Source organism: Amycolatopsis sp. NPDC054798 (assembly GCF_053611505.1).
Genome location: NZ_JBSHAM010000137.1, coordinates 1 through 16,891, shown reverse-complemented (window position 1 = coordinate 16,891; position 16,891 = coordinate 1). Strand labels below are relative to the sequence as shown.

At 67.8% G+C, this 16,891-nt stretch carries 14 protein-coding genes; all 14 read right to left on the bottom strand.

Going from position 1 to position 16,891, the window contains the following annotated elements; all coding sequences use genetic code 11:
* Positions 1-101: 101 nt before the first annotated feature.
* The 14 genes from nuoN to ACWGIC_RS41445 all read right to left on the bottom strand — a co-directional run bounded on the left by nuoN (position 102) and on the right by ACWGIC_RS41445 (position 16,030).
* On the bottom strand, positions 102-1,667 hold the full coding sequence (gene nuoN, locus ACWGIC_RS41510) for an NADH-quinone oxidoreductase subunit NuoN (RefSeq protein ID WP_452081441.1): 1,566 nt from the start codon (positions 1,665-1,667) through the stop codon (positions 102-104).
* Positions 1,668-1,679: 12 nt separating this feature from the next.
* Positions 1,680-3,284, bottom strand: coding sequence for a complex I subunit 4 family protein (locus ACWGIC_RS41505; RefSeq protein WP_452081440.1), 1,605 nt, complete (start codon positions 3,282-3,284; stop codon positions 1,680-1,682).
* A 1-nt stretch (position 3,285) separates the two neighbouring features.
* Positions 3,286-5,193 (bottom strand): NADH-quinone oxidoreductase subunit L, encoded by a 1,908-nt coding sequence (gene nuoL / locus ACWGIC_RS41500; protein WP_452081439.1) that lies wholly within the window; start codon positions 5,191-5,193, stop codon positions 3,286-3,288.
* A gap of 13 nt (positions 5,194-5,206) precedes the next feature.
* A complete protein-coding gene (gene nuoK, locus ACWGIC_RS41495) occupies positions 5,207-5,506 on the bottom strand; it encodes an NADH-quinone oxidoreductase subunit NuoK (protein ID WP_033291119.1) in 300 nt (99 codons plus the stop codon).
* Positions 5,503-6,378: an NADH-quinone oxidoreductase subunit J gene (locus ACWGIC_RS41490; RefSeq protein ID WP_452081438.1), complete on the bottom strand. Its 876-nt coding sequence runs from the start codon at positions 6,376-6,378 to the stop codon at positions 5,503-5,505. The genes nuoK and ACWGIC_RS41490 overlap by 4 nt, the downstream gene beginning before the upstream one ends.
* Entirely contained in the window at positions 6,375-6,920 is a 546-nt protein-coding gene (nuoI, locus tag ACWGIC_RS41485) for an NADH-quinone oxidoreductase subunit NuoI (RefSeq protein WP_182890363.1), read from the bottom strand. The genes ACWGIC_RS41490 and nuoI overlap by 4 nt, the downstream gene beginning before the upstream one ends.
* Positions 6,907-8,265, bottom strand: a complete 1,359-nt coding sequence (gene nuoH / locus ACWGIC_RS41480) for an NADH-quinone oxidoreductase subunit NuoH (protein ID WP_452081437.1) — start codon at positions 8,263-8,265, stop codon at positions 6,907-6,909. The genes nuoI and nuoH overlap by 14 nt, the downstream gene beginning before the upstream one ends.
* The gene (locus ACWGIC_RS41475; protein ID WP_452081436.1) at positions 8,262-10,766 is read right to left on the bottom strand and encodes an NADH-quinone oxidoreductase subunit G; all 2,505 of its coding nucleotides are present in this window, start codon (positions 10,764-10,766) and stop codon (positions 8,262-8,264) included. The genes nuoH and ACWGIC_RS41475 overlap by 4 nt, the downstream gene beginning before the upstream one ends.
* Positions 10,763-12,043, bottom strand: a complete 1,281-nt coding sequence (gene nuoF, locus ACWGIC_RS41470; RefSeq protein ID WP_452081435.1) for an NADH-quinone oxidoreductase subunit NuoF — start codon at positions 12,041-12,043, stop codon at positions 10,763-10,765. The genes ACWGIC_RS41475 and nuoF overlap by 4 nt, the downstream gene beginning before the upstream one ends.
* Positions 12,043-12,906 carry an NADH-quinone oxidoreductase subunit NuoE gene (gene nuoE / locus ACWGIC_RS41465; RefSeq protein WP_452081434.1) on the bottom strand — a complete coding sequence of 288 codons (864 nt, stop codon included), beginning with the start codon at positions 12,904-12,906 and terminating at the stop codon, positions 12,043-12,045. The genes nuoF and nuoE overlap by 1 nt, the downstream gene beginning before the upstream one ends.
* A complete protein-coding gene (locus ACWGIC_RS41460; protein WP_452081433.1) occupies positions 12,903-14,234 on the bottom strand; it encodes an NADH-quinone oxidoreductase subunit D in 1,332 nt (443 codons plus the stop codon). The genes nuoE and ACWGIC_RS41460 overlap by 4 nt, the downstream gene beginning before the upstream one ends.
* A 64-nt stretch (positions 14,235-14,298) precedes the next feature.
* Positions 14,299-15,060, bottom strand: a complete 762-nt coding sequence (locus ACWGIC_RS41455; protein WP_452081432.1) for an NADH-quinone oxidoreductase subunit C — start codon at positions 15,058-15,060, stop codon at positions 14,299-14,301.
* Between the two features lie 6 nt (positions 15,061-15,066).
* Positions 15,067-15,615, bottom strand: coding sequence for a NuoB/complex I 20 kDa subunit family protein (locus tag ACWGIC_RS41450; RefSeq protein ID WP_009072052.1), 549 nt, complete (start codon positions 15,613-15,615; stop codon positions 15,067-15,069).
* 4 nt (positions 15,616-15,619) lie between these two features.
* Positions 15,620-16,030 (bottom strand): NADH-quinone oxidoreductase subunit A, encoded by a 411-nt coding sequence (locus ACWGIC_RS41445; RefSeq protein WP_037818926.1) that lies wholly within the window; start codon positions 16,028-16,030, stop codon positions 15,620-15,622.
* Positions 16,031-16,891: the final 861 nt, after the last annotated feature.

Genomic DNA, 16,891 nt, shown 5'->3' with positions numbered 1-16,891 from the left:
TCTTTCCCGCCTTGACAAGCACCCGCCGCCCGTCGTCACAATCAGCTTCGGGGTGCCCCTCTCGCGCCCCCGGCGCAATGTCGCCGCCAGGCGACGAGCCGCTAGGAAGCGAACCCGCCAGCCCCAGCCCAATCCAGCGCAAACGCCGGAAGAACCCCGAGCACCAACGTCACCACAACACCCAACGCAATAGCCGCTGTAGTAAACCCACCCGGCACAGTCACCGTAGGCCCATCCGCCGCGGGCTCCGAGAAGTACATCAGCACAATCACCCGCAGATAGAAGAACGCAGCCACCGCACTAAACACCAGCGCGATCACCACCAACGGCGCCATCCCATCCGACAACGCCGCCGAGAACACCACGAACTTCCCGACAAACCCGCTAGTCAACGGAATCCCCGCCAACGCCAGCAACAGGAACGTAAACACCCCCGCCAGCAACGGCGACCGCTTGGCCAGCCCAGCCCAAGCGGACAGATGCGTAGCCTCCCCGCTGGAATCCCGCACCAGCGAAACCACTCCAAACGCCGCCAACGTAGTAAACCCATACGCCAGCAGATAGAACAGCGTGCTGGACAACCCGTCCTCGGTCATCGCGATCGCACCCACGAGCAAGAACCCAGCGTGCGCCACCGACGAATAAGCGATCATCCGCTTAACGTCAGTCTGCGTCAGACCGAGAACCGCCCCCAGCGCCATCGAAATGATGGCCACGGCCCACATAACCCCGCGCCATTCCCAGCTGGTCGAGGAAAACCCGACACTGAGCACCCGCAGAATCGCCCCGAACGCCGCGACCTTCGTACAGGCAGCCATAAACCCGGTAACCGGAGTAGGCGCACCCTGATAAACGTCCGGCGTCCAGGTGTGGAACGGCCCCACCGATCCCTTGAACAGCAGACCCACCACAAGAAGACCCAGGCCAGCGAACAACAACGTGTCCGACCGATCCGACCCAGCCGCCGCGTGCGCGATGTCAGCCAGCTTCACCGAGTCCGCGTAGCCGTACAGCAACGCCAGCCCGTACAGGAAAAACGCCGACGAGAACGCACCCAGCAGGAAGTACTTGACCGCGGCTTCCTGCGAGATCAGCCGACGCCGCCGCGCCAGCCCGCACATCAGGTACAACGGCAGCGAAAGCACTTCCAACGCGATGAACATCGTCAGCAGGTCATTCGCCGCGCAGAACGTCATCATCCCGCCGAGCGCGAAGAGCGTCAGTGGAAAGACCTCAGTCTGCGACGTAGTAGCAGACTGCGCGCGGTCCTGCACGGTGCCCGGCCGGATCGCCGCCTGCGCCACGAACGCGCCACCAGGCTCGACCTTGCGGTCCGCGATGAGGAACACCGCGCCGAGGCCGAGCAGCAGCAGCGTGCCCCACAGGAACAGCGACGGCCGGTCCACCGAGATCGAACCGGAGAACGTGGTCGTACCGGCCTTCGTAGCGGAAGCACCGGTCGCGTACAGGATCAGCGAAACCCCTGCGGCGATGATCGCGACGAGGGAGATCGTGACCTGGATCCCCCACCGCGTCGCCTTCGGCGCGAACGCTTCCACCAGCACGCCGATGCACGCGACGCCGAAGACGATCAGCATCGGCAGCACGGCCGCGTAATCGACCGAAGGCACTTCCAGCGGCGCTGCCGGCGCTTGCGCCAGGAACATGTCGAGCACGGTTTACTTGCCTCCCTGCACGGCAGACAGCGTCGCCTGCACCGACGGGGTGATCGTGTCGAGCATCGGCTTGGGGTAGAAACCCAGTCCGATGATCAGGATGACCAGGGGCGCGAGGATCGCGATCTCGCGTTTGCCCAGGTCCGTGATGGCCTTGCGCGCACCGAGTTCCGGTGCGATCGCGGTGCCCGGTCCCCCTCCATCCATGCCCCCGCCACCGCCCTCAACGGAGGCGCGAAGCGCCACTGGTTCACGAAGGCCCACCAGGGCGTCGCCGCGAACCGGGCCTTGCATGATCCGCTGGTACAGCCACAGCACATAAGCCGCGGCGAGCACCATGCCCACGGTCGCGAGGATCGTGTACACCGGCTGGTCCACAAAGGACCCCAGCAGCACGAGGAGCTCGCTGACGAACGAGTTGGTTCCCGGCAGCGACAGCGCGGAAAGCCCGGCCAGCAACAGCATTCCGGCGAGCAGCGGGGTCACCTTCGCCATTCCGCCGTAGTCGGAGATCCGGCTCGACCCGCCGCGCATCACGATCAGGCCGATCACCACGATCAGCATCCCGGTCGACAGGCTGTGGTTCAGCATGTACGACACCGAACCGACCATCGCCTGCTCGTTGAAGGTGAAGATGCCCAGCGCGATGAACCCGAAGTGGGCGATCGACACGTAGGCGATGAACCGTTTCATGTCCTGCTGCCCGGCCGCGAGGATCGAGCCGTACAGCACGCCGATCACCGACAGGATCAGCACCAGCGGCGCGAGCGCCTTGCTGCCCTCCGGGAACATCGGCAGGCAGTACCGCAGGAAGCCGAACGTGCCGACCTTGTCCAGCACGCCGACCAGCAGCACCGCGACGCCGATCGGGGCCTGGCCGGCGGCGTCCGGCAGCCAGGTGTGGAACGGGACCAGCGGCGCCTTGATCGCGAACGCGAGGAAGAAGCCGAGGAACAGCCAGATCTGCGTGCTGGTCGGCGCGTCGCGCACCACCGTCACCAGCGTGGCCCAGTCGAACGTGCCCTTGCCGAGCTTGTCCGAGGCCAGCGAGTACGCCCCGATCGCCGAGGCCAGCATGATCAGGCCGCCGAGGAACGAGTACAGGAAGAACTTCACCGCCGCGTACTGCCGGTTCGCGCCGCCGTAGCCGCCGATCAGGAAGTACATCGGGATCAGCATGATCTCGAACAGCACGTAGAAGAGGAACACGTCGGTCGCCGCGAAGACGCCGATCGTGAGCGCCTCCTGCAGCAGGATCAGCGACAGGAACCCGCCCGCGCTGCGGCCGGCGGGCAGTTTGTCGGTGAGCCCGAGGCCGCCGACGACGATCGGCACCAGGAGCGCGATGACCGCGATCATGATGAGCGAGATGCCGTCGGTGCCGAACGAGATGTGGATGCCGAAGCTCGGGATCCAGTCCATCGTGGTCGCCTGCTGGATGCGCGCGCCCGAGGGCGAATAGCTCGCCCAGAACGGGATGATCAGCAGGAACTCCACAATGGACACGGCGAGCGCCGTGGCGACCGCGGCCCGGTCGTTCCCCTTGAGGAACGCCAGCACCAGCGAGCCGGCCAGCGGCAGCAGGATGAGCGCCAGAAGCCAAGTCATGTCAGGAGAACCTCACCAGCAGAAGGGCCGCGAGAAGCAGGAACGTGCCGCCGAGCATGGACAGTGCGTACGACCGCACGAATCCGGTTTGCATCCGGCGCAGCCGCCCGGACCCGCCGCCGAGTGCCGCGGCGAGACCGTTCACCGCGCCGTCGACGCCGCGGTTGTCCACGTACACCAGCGCCCGCGCCAGCCAGGTGCCCGGACGGGCGACCAGGGTTTCGTTGAGCGCGTTGCCGTACAGGTCCTTGCGCGCCGCGCGGACCGGCCAGGCCACCCGCTCCGGGCGCTCGACCGGGATGTCGCGCGACGGCCGGAACAGCCAGACCGCCAGCAGCACGCCGAGCGCGGCCAGCACCAGCGTGAGCGCCGGGACCGTCCACGAGGGAATCGGGGTGTGCTCGGCCTCCGCGTGCTCGCCGACCACCGGGGCCAGCCAGTCCACGAACCGGTTGCCCAGCGCGAAGAACGCACCCGCGCCGACCGAGCCGACCGCCAGGATCGCCATCGGGACCCACATGATCGGCTTGGACTCGTGCGGGTGGAAGTCGCGGCCGTCGGTGCTCTTGATGTCCTTCCAGCGTTGTTTGCCGAAGAAGGTCATCATCATCAGCCGCGTCATGTAGAACGCGGTGAGCCCGGCGCCGATCACCGTCGCGAGCCCGAAAGCCCAGCCGCGCCAGCCTTCCTGGCCGAACGCCGCCTCGATGATCGCGTCCTTCGTGTAGTACCCGGTGAGGAACGGGAAGCCGATGATCGCCAGGTAGCCGAGGCCGAAGGTGACGAAGGTGATCGGCATCTTCTTGGCGAGACCGCCGAACTTGCGCATGTCGACCTCGTCGTTCATGCCGTGCATGACCGAACCGGCCCCGAGGAACAGCCCGGCCTTGAAGAAGCCGTGCGCCACGAGGTGCATGATGCCGAGCGCGTAAATGCCCGGCCCGAGGCCGACCGCCAGCATCATGTAGCCGATCTGGCTGACCGTCGAATACGCGAGCACCTTCTTGATGTCGTCGTAAGCACAGCCGACGACACATCCGAGCAGCAGCGTGACCGCGCCGACCAGAGTGACCACCAGCCTGCCGTCCGGCGTGGCGGTGAAGATGACGTTGGAGCGGGCCACCAGGTACACGCCCGCGGTGACCATCGTCGCCGCGTGGATGAGCGCCGACACCGGGGTCGGGCCCTCCATCGCGTCCGGCAGCCACGCCTGCAGCGGGAACTGGCCGGACTTACCGCAAGCGCCCAGCAGCAGCAGGATCGCGATGGCGGTGATCGCGCCCGGCGGGATCTTGCCCTGCGCGACGCCCTCGAAGACCTGCGCGTAGCCGGTCGACCCGACGTACTTGAACATCAGGAAGATCGCCAGCGCGAGCCCGACGTCGCCGACGCGGTTCATCAGGAACGCCTTCTTCGCCGCGGTAGCCGCGGACGGGCGGTTCTGATACCAGCCGATCAGCAGGTACGAGGCGAGACCCACGCCCTCCCAGCCGAGGTACAGCGTCACGAAGCTGTTGCCCAGCACCAGGATCAGCATCGAGGCGACGAACAGGTTCAGGTACGCGAAGAACCGGTACCGGCCCTCGTCGTCGGCCATGTAGCCGATCGAATAGAAGTGGATCAGCATGCCGACGCCGGTGATCAGCAGCACGAACGTCAGCGACAGCGCGTCGATCCGCAGCCCGAAGTCCACTTGCAGCTGCCCGACCGGGATCCACGAGTAGACCTTGGTGTCGGTGACCGAGTGGCTGTCGGTGGAGAAGAACAGGATCACGGCGTACACGAAGGCGAGCGTGACGGTGGCACAGCCGAGCAGGTGCCCCCACGCCTTCGCGCGTTTCCCGGATAGCAGCAGAACGAGGGCTCCGAGGGCGGGAAGGGCCACCAGCAGCCACGATGATGCGGTCACTCGGTCGTCTCCCTCAGTACTTCAGCAGGTTCGTGTCGTCGACCGAGGCCGAGCGGCGGGTGCGGAAGATCGCCATGATGATCGCCAGCCCCACCACGACCTCGGCGGCCGCGACGACCATCACGAAGAACGCCATCACCTGGCCGTGCAGCCCGCCGTTGATGCGGGCGAAGGTGACCAGGGTCAGGTTCACCGCGTTCAGCATCAGCTCGATGCACATGAACACGACGATCGCGTTGCGGCGGACCAGCACGCCCACCGCGCCGATGCAGAACAGCAGCGCGGACAGCAGCAGGTAATAGCTCGGGGTCACTTTCCTTCCCCTTCTTCCTCGGCCGGCTCGGCCTTTTCGGCGCCGCCGACCAGTGCGTGCGCGTCGGGCTTCGGGCCCTCGTCCGCGATGAGCTTGCGCTCGCGCATGAGCCGGATCGCCGAGGTGGACTCGATGATCTCCGACAGCGATTCCGGCGCGACCGAACCGTCCGGCAGCAGCGCCGGGGTCGAGACCGAGCTGGCGGTGGCGAACACGCCGGGACCGGGCAGCGGCGACGGGCGGTCGTGCTCGCCGCGGAAGCGCAGCTTGACCAGTTCGCGCTGGGAGAGCTTGCTCTTGCCGCTGCGGCCGGTGAAGGCCAGCACCATCGCGCCGAGCGCGGCGGTGATCAGCAGCGCCGAGGTCAGCTCGAACGGGAACAGGTACTGGGTGAAGATCAGCCGTCCGAGACCGCCGGGGCCGCCGCCGGTCTGCTGGTACGGGTCGAGCGGCTTGGCCGGCGTCACGTTCACCATCGCGCGGAACACGCCCGCGGCGATCAAGGCGGCGAGCCCGATGCCGAGCACCGACGCGGCGAGCCGTTGTCCGCGAAGGACTTCGACCACCGAGTCCGAACTGTCCCGGCCGACCAGCATCAGCACGAACAGGAACAGCATCATGATCGCGCCGGTGTAGACGATGATCTGGGTGAACCCGAGGAACGGCGCGGACTGCGTCATGTACAGCGCGCCCAGCGTCAGCATCGTGAGCACCAGCCACAACGCCGAGTGCACGGCGTTGCGGGAGAAGATCATCCCGAGCGCGCCCAGCAGCGAGAGCGGGCCGAGGATCCAGAACGCGATGGCCTCGCCGGTCGTCACGGACGCGTCGACGCCGGACGCCGGGACCTGCGCGAGAACAGCGGCGATCACTTCTTCGCCTCCTGCTGCTGCGCGTTCGCGGCCAGCTCGGGGCCGTTCACGTAGTAGTCCTGCTCGTTGTCGCCGAGCCGCATCGGGTGCGGCGGCTGCTCCATGCCCGGCAGCAGCGGGGCGAGCAGGTCTTCCTTGGTGTAGATGAGCCGCTGCCGGTCGTCGTCGGCCAGCTCGTAGAAGTTGGTCATGGTGAGCGACCGGGTCGGGCACGCCTCGATGCACAGGCCGCAGCCGATGCAGCGCAGGTAGTTGATCTGGTAGTCCGCGCCGTAGCGCTCGCCCGGCGAGTACCGCTCTTCGTCGGTGTTGTTGCCGCCCTCGACGAAAATCGCGTCCGCCGGGCACGCCCACGCGCACAGCTCGCAGCCGACGCACTTCTCCAGCCCGTCCGGATGCCGGTTGAGCTGGTGGCGGCCGTGGTAGCGCGGCGCGGCCGGGGCTCCCGCCTCGGGGTACTCCTCGGTCGCGACCTTCTTGAACATCATCCCGAAGGTGACGCCGAATCCCTTGATGGGATTGAGGAAGTCAGTTGCCGCCATCTTCTGTTCCTTCCTGTGCGGCCGCCGCGGTGACGCCGGCCGGCTTGCGCCGCGCGGCCTTCGCCTCCGCCTTGGCCAGCGCCTTCTGCCGCGGCGTCGCGTCCGGGACCCGCAGGTCCAGCGGCGGCAGCGGGTAGCCGCTTCCGGCCAGGTCCACGTAGTCCGATTCGGGCAGCTTCTTGTCCGGCAGCGCGAGGCTCAGCAGTACGAGCACCACCAGCACGACGCCGACGCCGACGAGGATCTGCGGCCAGCTCCACTGGATCGTCTTGATCGCGACCACGACCACGATCCACACCAGGTTGACCGGGACCAGGACCTTCCAGCCCAGCCGCATGAACTGGTCGTACCGCAGCCGGGGCAGCGTGCCGCGCAGCCAGATGAAGCCGAACAGCAGGATGAAGGTCTTGGCGAAGAACCAGAGGATCGGCCACCAGTTCTGGTTCAGCGGCGAATCGTCGCCGACGAACGGGAACCGCCAGCCGCCGAGGAACAGCGTGGTGCAGAACGCCGAGACGATCACCATGTTGACGTACTCGGCGAGGAAGAACATCGCGAACTTCATCGAGCTGTACTCGGTGTGGAACCCGCCGACCAGCTCGGATTCGGCCTCCGGGAGGTCGAATGGCGCGCGGTTCGTCTCGCCGACCATCGAGATCACGTAGATCACGAAGCTCGGGATGAGCATGTAGAAGTACCAGCCGTGCGTCTGCGCCTGCACGATTTCCGACGTCTGCAGCGAACCGGAGTACAGGATCACCGCGACGATCGACAGGCCCATCGCGATCTCGTAGGAGATCACCTGCGCCGCCGAGCGCATGCCGCCGAAGAGCGGGTACGGCGAACCGGAAGCCCAGCCCGCCAGCACGATGCCGTACACGCCGACCGACGAGCAGGCGAGGATCACCAGCACGCCGACCGGGAGGTCCATCAGCTGCAGCACCGTCCGGTGCCCGAAGATCGAAACCACCGGGCCGAACGGGATGGCCGACAGGGCGATCAGCGCGGGGACCGCGGACAGCACCGGGGCGAGGAAGTACACCTTGCGGTCGGCGGTGTCCGGGATGATCTGCTCCTTGAACGGGAGCTTGATCGCGTCGGCGAGCGACTGCAGGTAGCCGCCGGGGCCGACCCGGTTGGGGCCGGGCCGGTTCTGCATCCGGCCGATCGCCTTGCGCTCCCACACGATCAGGAAGATCGTCAGGACCGGCCCGATCAGCAGGACCACGACCGCCTTGATCAGGACGAGCCACCACGGGTCGTCAGCCAGTAGTCGAGCACGTGCAGCCGCATCAGGAAATGCGTCCGGGTACTCGGCGAGGAACTGCGTGAGCTGCGGGCTCACTGGTCACCTCCGGAGATCTGCACGAGCGCGCCGTGTCCGGCGGCGAGTGCGGCGCGGACGGCCGAGCCGTCGGAGTTTCCGGGCAGCCACACCACGCCGTCCGGCAGGTCGGCGACCTCGACCGGCAGGGTGATCGACCCGCGCTCGTTCGACACCCGGACCGTTCCGCCGAGCCCCTCGGCGGTCTTCGCCGAAAGCCGTGCGACCGGCGGCCGCTGGGTGCCCTTGAGGTGCGGTTCGCCGTCCTGCAGCGAGCCGTTGTCGATCAGCTGCCGCCACGTCGCGAGCACCGCCTGCCCCGGCCCCGGCTCAGAGCGCCCCAATGTGGCATTGGGTGCGTCAGATGCACCCAATGTGGCGTTCGGTGCGTCAGATGCACCCAATGCCACATTGGGGCGGTTGCCGAGGCGGGCGAAGTCGGCGGCGGAGGCGGCCGGGGTCTGGGTGAACAGGTCGGCGTCCATTTCGACGGCGAGGGTGTCCAGGACCCGGCCGTCGGAGAGGGAACCGGTGCTCTCCAACGTCGCGGCGAACTCGCGGCGGCGGCCTTCCCAGTTCAGGTAGCTGCCCGCCTTCTCGACCGCCGGGGCGATCGGCAGGACCACGTCGGCCCGTTCGGTGACCTCGCTCGCCCGCAGCTCCAGGCTGACCACGAACCCGACGTTGTCGAGCGCGCGGCGGGCCAGGTCCGGATCCGGCAGGTCGTTCGGGTCGACGCCGCCGACCACCAGCGCGTCCAGGTGTCCGCCCGAAGCGGCCTGGAGGATGCCGGTGACGTCGCGGCCCGGTTCGGCCGGAAGCTCGGCACCCCACTGCTTGCTGACTTCGGCGCGGGCCGCCTCGTCGGCGACCGAACGGCCGCCCGGCAGAAGCGTTGGCACACAACCGGTTTCGAGCGCACCCCGGTCGCCCGCGCGGCGCGGGATCCACGCCAGCCGGGCTCCGGTACGAGCGGTGAGCCGCACCAGCGCGGAGAACAGGCCGGGGATTTCCGCGGCCCGCTCGCCGACCAGGATCACCGCGCCTTCGCCGCTGAGCGCCGCGTCGACGTCCGCCGCGTGCTGCGCGATCCCGTCCACCGCGGCCGCTTCGCCGCCGGGGACGCAGGCCAGCAGTTCGCCGAAAGTCTTGCGCACCGAGGAGGTCGTCCACTGTCCCAAGTGGACAACGCGGGTGCGGTTCTTGCGGGCCGCCTTGCGCAGCCGCAGGAACACGATCGGCGCTTCGTCCTCGGGCTCGAAGGCCACGCACAGCACCGTGCGGGCATTCTCGATCTCGCTGAACGTCACACCGGTTTCCGGCGTGGTGCCCACGACCGTCGAGCCGAGGAACGCCAGCTCCTCGTCCGAGTGCGCGCGGGTGCGGAAGTCGATGTCGTTGGTGCGCAAGGCGATCCGGGCGAACTTCGAGTACGCGTAGGCGTCCTCGACGGTCAGCCGTCCGCCGGTGAGCACCGCGCCGCCCTTGCCCTCGCGAGCCTTCAGCAGCCCGGCCGAGGCGGCCCGGAGCGCGTCGGTCCAGGACGCTTCCTCCAGCTCGCCGTTCTCATTGCGGACGAGCGGACGGCGGATCCGGTCACCGGCCTGCACGTAGCGGAAGGCGAACCGGCCCTTGTCGCACAACCATTCCTCGTTCACTTCCGGGTCGTCGCCGGCCAGCTTGCGCTGGACCTTGCCGCGCCGGAAGTCGGTGCGCTCGGCGCAGCCGGACGAGCAGTGCTCGCACACGCTCGGCGCCGACACCAGGTCGAACGGCCGCGACCGGAACCGGTACGCCGCGCTGGTGAGCGCGCCGACCGGGCAGATCTGGATCACGTTGCCGGAGAAGTAGCTCTGGAACGGTTCGCCGCCGGTGGTGCGCGAGGCCAGGTCCAGCACGTCGGCGGTTTCCGCGGTACCGATCTGCTGGTGCGCGCCGCGTTCGAGCAGCGCGATGAACGGGTCGCCGGCGATCTGGTCGGAGAACCGGGTGCAGCGCTGGCACAGCACGCAGCGTTCACGGTCGAGCAGCACCTGGGTGGAGATCGGCAGCGGCTTCGGGAACGTGCGCTTGGTGTCGACGAACCGCGATTCGGCGCGGCCGTGCGCGAGCGCCTGGTTCTGCAGCGGGCATTCGCCGCCCTTGTCGCAGATCGGGCAGTCCAGCGGGTGGTTGATGAGCAGCAGCTCCATCACGCCCTGCTGCGCCTTGTCCGCGACCGGCGAGGTGAGCTGCGTTTTGACCACCATGCCGTCGGCGACCGTCATCGTGCACGAGGCCTGCGGCTTCGGCATCGGACGGCCGCCCATTTCGACCTCGACCAGGCACTGGCGGCAGGCGCCAGCCGGGTCGAGCAGCGGGTGGTCGCAGAAGCGAGGAATGCTCGTGCCGAGCCGCTCGGCGGTGCGGATCAGCAGCTCGCCCTTGGGCGCGATGACCTCTTCGCCGTCGATGGTCAGCTTGACGTAGCCCTCGGGGACCGGCGTCTCAGCCGTTTCGGGCTTGTCGGGCGCGATCGTCATGCCTGCGCTCCCACCAATTCGCGCTTGTTGCTCTCACACAGAGCCAGGAACTCGTCCCGGAAGTACTTGATGCCGCTCTGGATCGGCGACACCGCGCCGTCGCCGAGCGCGCAGAACGAGCGGCCGAAGATGTTGTCGCACACGTCCAAGAGGGTGTCGATGTCCTCTTCGGTGCCGTGGCCCTCGACCATCCGCTCCAGGATCTGCGCCAGCCAGTACGTGCCCTCGCGGCACGGCGTGCACTTGCCGCAGGATTCGTGCTCGTAGAACTGCGTCCACTTCATGACCGCCCACGGCACCGACACGGTTTCGTTGAAGACCTGCACCGCGGTGGTGCCGAGCATCGAACCGGCCTCGGCCGCGCCCTCGAAGTCGAGCGGGACGTCGAGGTGCTCGGCGGTGAACATCGGCGTCGAGGAACCGCCCGGGGTCCAGAACTTGAGCGGGATGCCGTCCTTCATGCCGCCGGCCAGCTCCAGCAGCTCGCGCAGCGTGGTGCCGAGCGGGCATTCGTACTGGCCGGGCTTCTCGACGTGGCCGGAGATCGAGTAGATCTTCGGGCCGGGCGACTTCTCCCGGCCCATCTCGCGGAACCAGGACGAACCGGCGTTGATGATGTACGGCGCGCTCGCGATGGTCTCGACGTTGTTCACCGTCGTCGGCGCGGCGTACAGACCGGCAGCGGCGGGGAACGGCGGCTTGAGCCGGGGCTGGCCGCGGCGTCCTTCGAGCGAGTCCAGCAACGCCGTTTCCTCGCCGCAGATGTACGCGCCGGCCCCGGCGTGCACAGTCAGTTCGAGGTCCCAGCCGGTGCCGAAGATGTTCTTGCCGAGGTAGCCCTTCGCGTACGCCTCGCGCGCGGCCGCGTTGAGCCGGCGGATGCAATGCAGCGCCTCGCCCCGGACGTAGATGAAGCAGTGGTGCGACCGCATCGCGTACGAGGCGATGATGCAGCCCTCGATGAGCGAATGCGGGTCCGCCATCATCAGCGGAATGTCTTTGCAGGTACCGGGTTCGCCCTCGTCGGCGTTGATCACCAGGTAGTGCGGCTTGTCCTCGTTGGGCGGCATGAACGACCACTTCACGCCCGCCGGGAACCCCGCGCCGCCGCGACCGCGCAGCCCGGAGTCCTTGACCACCTGCACGAGCTGCTCGGGCGTGCCCGCCAGCGCCTTGCGCGCCGCGGTGTAGCCCTCGAGCGCTTCGTAGGTTTCGATGCGCCAGGATTCCGGGGACAGCCAGCGCTTCGTGAGGACCGGAGTGATGGGATCAGCCATTACTTCTTCTCCACTTCAGGGAGCGGAACATCCTGCATGCCCGGGGCGGTCCAGCCGCGGTCGGCCGCCAGCTGCGCGCCGCGCAGGGTCTCGACTGCCTGCGACGGACCGTCCACCGCACTGCGGTAGGCGGCCTCGTCCTCCGGCCAGAACCCGGCGAGCTGCCGCTCCGCGCCCTTGAAGTCAGTCAGCGCCGCACCGCGCGTCGGGGCGGGCTTTTTGCCTGCCTGCAACGCGTCCACGAGCGCGACCGCCTGCTCCGGCGTCTGGTTGTCGAAGTACTCGTAGTTCACCTGGAGGACCGGTCCGAGGTCGCAGGCCGCGAGACATTCCGCGTGCTCCAAGGTGATCGAGCCCGGTTCACCCGGCGTTCCCGCGGTTTCCTCGTGCCCCAACGGCTTTTCCGCCGAACCGAGGTGCGTCTGAAGCTTCTTGTAGATGTCGTCGCCGCCCAGCGCCGCGCACAGCGTGTTGGTGCAGACGCTCACCAGGTGCTCGCCGCACGGGCGGCGCTTGTACATGGTGTAGAACGTCGCGACCGCGCTGACCTCGGCGTCGGTCAGGTCGAGATGCCGCGCGCAGAAGGCGATGCCTTCCTGGCTCACGTAGCCCTGCACCGACTGCACGAGGTGCAGCATCGGCAGCAGCGCCGAACGCGACATCGGGTAGCGCGCGATGATTTCCTTCGCCTCGCGGTGCGTGTCGGCGTCGAACACGTCCGCCGCCGGCGCGTCGGCGAGGATGTCCTCCGCCAGCGACGGGTCGGGCGCGATCGCGGTGACATCGGTGTCGGCTCCCGCGGCGGCGTACGTCTTCGTCGCGTCGTGCGGCCCCGGCTCCGGGACTGCGGTCGGGTTCGTCATCGGTCAACTCCCCCCAGAACCGGGTCGATCGAGGCGATCACGACGACGAGGTCGGCGACCAGGCCGCCTTCGGCCATCGCGGGCATCGCCTGCATGTTCACGAAACTCGGCTCCCGCAGGTGCACGCGCAGCGGACGGGTGCCGCCGTCGGACACCAGGTGCGCGCCGATCTCTCCGCGCGGCGATTCGACCGGCGCGTAGACCTGGCCCGGCGGCACGTGGAAGCCCTCGGTGACGAGCTTGAAGTGGTGGATCAGGGATTCCATCGACTGGCCCATGATCTTCTTGACGTGGCCGAGCGAGTTGCCCATGCCGTCGCTGCCGATGGACAGCTGCGCCGGCCAGGCGATCTTCTTGTCCTCCACCATGACCGGGCCCGGCTCGGCCATCTTCGCGACCTGCTTCATGATCCGCAGGCTCTGGTGGATTTCCTCCAGCCGCAGCAGATACCGCGCCCAGCTGTCGGCGTCGGTCGAGGTCGGCACGTCGAACTCGAGTTCGTCGTAGCGCGAGTACGGCTCGGTCTTGCGCAGGTCCCACGGCAGGCCCGCGGCACGCAGGACCGGACCGGTGATGCCGAGTTCGAGGCACGCGTCCAGCGGCAGCACGCCGACGTCCTTGAGCCGGTTGCGCCAGATCGGCTGGCCGGTGAACATCTTGTCGTACAGCGGAAGCCGCTTGTCCATGAGCTTGCAGAAGTCGAGGACCTTTTCCGTCCAGTCCTCGGGGAAGTCCTGCGCGAGCCCGCCGGGACGGATGAACGCGTGGTTCATCCGCAGGCCGGTCAGGTACTCCAGCAGGTGCATGGCTTCTTCGCGTTCGCGGAAGCCGAGCGTCATCGCGGTGGTGGCGCCGAGGTCCATGCCGCCGGTCGCGATGAACACCAGGTGCGAGGTGATCCGGTTGAGTTCCAGGAGAAGCACGCGCAGCAGCTCCGCGCGCGGCGGAGCCTTGATGCCCAGCAGCTTTTCGACGCCGAGGCAGTAGCACATCTCGTTGGACAGCGGGGCGAGATAGTCCGCGCGCGTCACGAAGGTGACGCCCTGGGTCCAGTTGCGGAACTCGGCGCTCTTCTCGATGCCGGTGTGCAGGTAGCCGACGACCGCGCGCAGCTGCGTGACCGTCTCGCCTTCCAGCTCCAGCACGAGCCGGAGCACGCCGTGCGTCGACGGGTGCTGCGGGCCCATGTTGATGACCATGCGGTCGTCGTGCTGGGCGTCGCCGAGAACTTCATCCCAGTCCCCGCCGGACACGTGGTAGACGGGGCCTTCGGTGGTGTCCCGGACTTCCGCGTACTCGGCTTCCGTCGTTTCTTCGTTGATGGTCACGAGTGCGACCTCCGCTGGTGTCGACAGGGTCGGGATTTCCGCGCCCGACGTGGCAGATCACGGCTCATGAGTAGGACCTTCGCTGGTCCGGCGGCGGGATTTCCGCGCCCTTGTATTCGACCGGGATCCCGCCGAGCGGGTAGTCCTTGCGCTGGGGGTGGCCGTCCCAGTCGTCCGGCATGAAGATGCGGGTCAGCCCGGGGTGGCCGTCGAAGACGATGCCGAACATGTCGTAGGCCTCGCGCTCGTGCCAGTCGGCCGTCGCGTAGACCGGGACCAGGGACGGAACGTGCAGGTCGTCCATGTCCATGGTGACTTCGAGCCGGATCCGGCGGCGGTAGGTCATCGACAGGAAGTCGTAGACCGTGTGCATCCGCTGCGGGACGTCCACGCCGTAGTCGACGCCGGTGACCGCCATCAGCATTTCGAACCGGAGACCCGGGTCGTTGCGCAGCACCTTGGCGATGTCGACGAGGTGCTCGCGGCTGACGTAGAAGGTGATCTCGCCGCGGTCCACAGTGGTCTGGAGGATCGCCGAGGCCGGGATCTTGTTGTCCGCCAAGGCGGCCATGAACTCGTCGGCGAACTCGTCGAACCAGCCGCCGTACGGACGCTCGGCGGGCGGCGGGCTGTAGGCGGGCAGCCGCAGGCCGCCGTAGCCGGAGGTGTCCCCGCTGCCGCGGACACCGAACATGCCCTTGCGCTCGCGGCCGGCGACGACCGGTTCGGCGGCTCCGGGACCGTGTGCTTCGAGACCGGCTTCGGGCCGCTCCGCGCTGGACTGCGGGCCGCCGGTTTCGGGAGTCTCTTCGGGGTTCTCAGGCACCGGTGCTCACTTCTTCGCGTACTTGATCGAGGACGGGATCAGCTCGGTACGGGCGCCGCTGGCCGCGCGGATCGCGGCGCGGCGGGCGTTGATCGGCTCGTCCTGGATCTTGGCGTGCAGCTTGAGGATCGCGTCGAGCAGCATTTCCGGCCGAGGCGGGCAGCCCGGCAGGTACATGTCGACCGGCACGATGTGGTCGACGCCCTGCACCACGGCGTAGTTGTTGAACATCCCGCCGGACGAGGCGCAGACGCCCATCGAGAGGACCCACTTGGGCTCGGCCATCTGGTCGTAGATCTGGCGCAGCACCGGGGCCATCTTCTGGGTCACCCGGCCGGCCACGATCATCAGATCGGCCTGGCGCGGCGTCGCGGAGAACCGCTCCATGCCGAACCGCGCGATGTCGTAGCGCGAACCGCCGACCGACATCATCTCGAACGCGCAGCAGGCGAGCCCGAAGGTGGCGGGCCACAGCGAGTTCTTGCGTGCCCAGTTGACCAGTCCCTCGAGGCTGGCCAGCAGGATGCCGTTGGGGAGTTTTTCTTCGAGGCCCATGGGTTCAGTTCCAATCCAGGCCGCCGCGCCGCCACACGTAGGCGTACGCGAACCCGACCGTCACGATGAACAGCACGATCTCCACCAGGCCGAAGACACCGAGAGCGTTGGCGTTCACCGCGAACGGGTAGAGGAACACCATCTCGATGTCGAACAGGATGAAGAGCATGGCCGTGATGTAGTAGGCCACCGGCATCCGGCCGCCGCCGACGAGCGGCTGCGGCGACGGTTCGATGCCGCACTCGTAAGCCGCGGTCTTCGCGCGGTTGTACCGCTTCGGCCCGACCAGCGGACCCAGCAGCACGGAAAACACGGCGAACCCCGCCGCGAGCACAAAGAGCAGGACGAGCGGCAGATACACGTTCAGTCCGGGCGCCGCCGGTCCGGGATCGGCCTGCGCCAGCACGGGCACCATCAGCACGGGGTCTTCGCCATCCTTTCCGCGCCGCTGCGGGTTGTTCTCGGGTGGTGGTCCGAGTTCTCGGTTGCGCACCCTAAGGGAGCTGGGTCACACCGCCGAGGGTCAGGGCGCCCTTACGGCCCGTGTCCGGACCACGGCACGCTTGTGAAATAGTTCACAAGCGACTCGTCGCGGTTGTGAAGCGATTCACAAAGCATGGGGGGAGTGTAGGACGTGAGTCACACTCTTGTCCCTAGGGGTTGCGGACTAAGGCGGCCCTAACTTGACCGGACGGTTCCCCAGGCCCGACCTAGGCCGCAATCGCGAGACCAGCGGTAAAGGCCCCTTCAAGAACCGCGCCGAGCCACCCGGACGACTCGATCTTGTGACGTATCACACTGACCGGCCGGACAACCGATTGCTCCAGCCGGGTAATGCTGCCGCTCGAAAGCCATGCGGCAGACCGAATCCCCGCATCCCCTGCACCCCCACCCCCGCCCCTTGAAGCCCACCGCGCCCCGCCCCAATGTGGCATTGGGTGCATCCCACGCACCCAATGTGGCATTCGGTGCGTCACATGCACCCAATGCCACATTGGGGCGCTAGCCGCGCCCCAAACGCACCCGCGCACCCAACCCCGCCAACGCACCCAAGCCCCGCGCCCCACCTGCCAAACCGCGGCCGCGAACCAAACCCAGCCACAACACCCAGCCCCGCGCCCCAACCCTCAACCTCAGCCGCGAGCGCAACTCACCAAACCCCCAAGCCCCGCGCCCCACCTCCCCAACCGCAGCCCACGCACACAAACCCACCAGGCACCCACACCACCCCCGCACCCCGATACGAAGCCAAAAATGCGGACGGCGGGTGCTTGTC

Bases quoted from the DNA above. Each gene is read 5' to 3' on its own strand.
- nuoN (WP_452081441.1), bottom strand. From the start codon at position 1,667: ATGTTCCTGGCGCAAGCGCCGGCAGCGCCGCTGGAAGTGCCTTCGGTC.
- ACWGIC_RS41505 (WP_452081440.1), bottom strand. From the start codon at position 3,284: ATGACTTGGCTTCTGGCGCTCATCCTGCTGCCGCTGGCCGGCTCGCTG.
- nuoI (WP_182890363.1), bottom strand. From the start codon at position 6,920: ATGGCGGCAACTGACTTCCTCAATCCCATCAAGGGATTCGGCGTCACC.
- ACWGIC_RS41475 (WP_452081436.1), bottom strand. From the start codon at position 10,766: ATGACGATCGCGCCCGACAAGCCCGAAACGGCTGAGACGCCGGTCCCC.
- nuoF (WP_452081435.1), bottom strand. From the start codon at position 12,043: ATGGCTGATCCCATCACTCCGGTCCTCACGAAGCGCTGGCTGTCCCCG.
- nuoE (WP_452081434.1), bottom strand. From the start codon at position 12,906: ATGACGAACCCGACCGCAGTCCCGGAGCCGGGGCCGCACGACGCGACG.
- ACWGIC_RS41450 (WP_009072052.1), bottom strand. From the start codon at position 15,615: ATGGGCCTCGAAGAAAAACTCCCCAACGGCATCCTGCTGGCCAGCCTC.
- ACWGIC_RS41445 (WP_037818926.1), bottom strand. From the start codon at position 16,030: ATGGTGCCCGTGCTGGCGCAGGCCGATCCCGGACCGGCGGCGCCCGGA.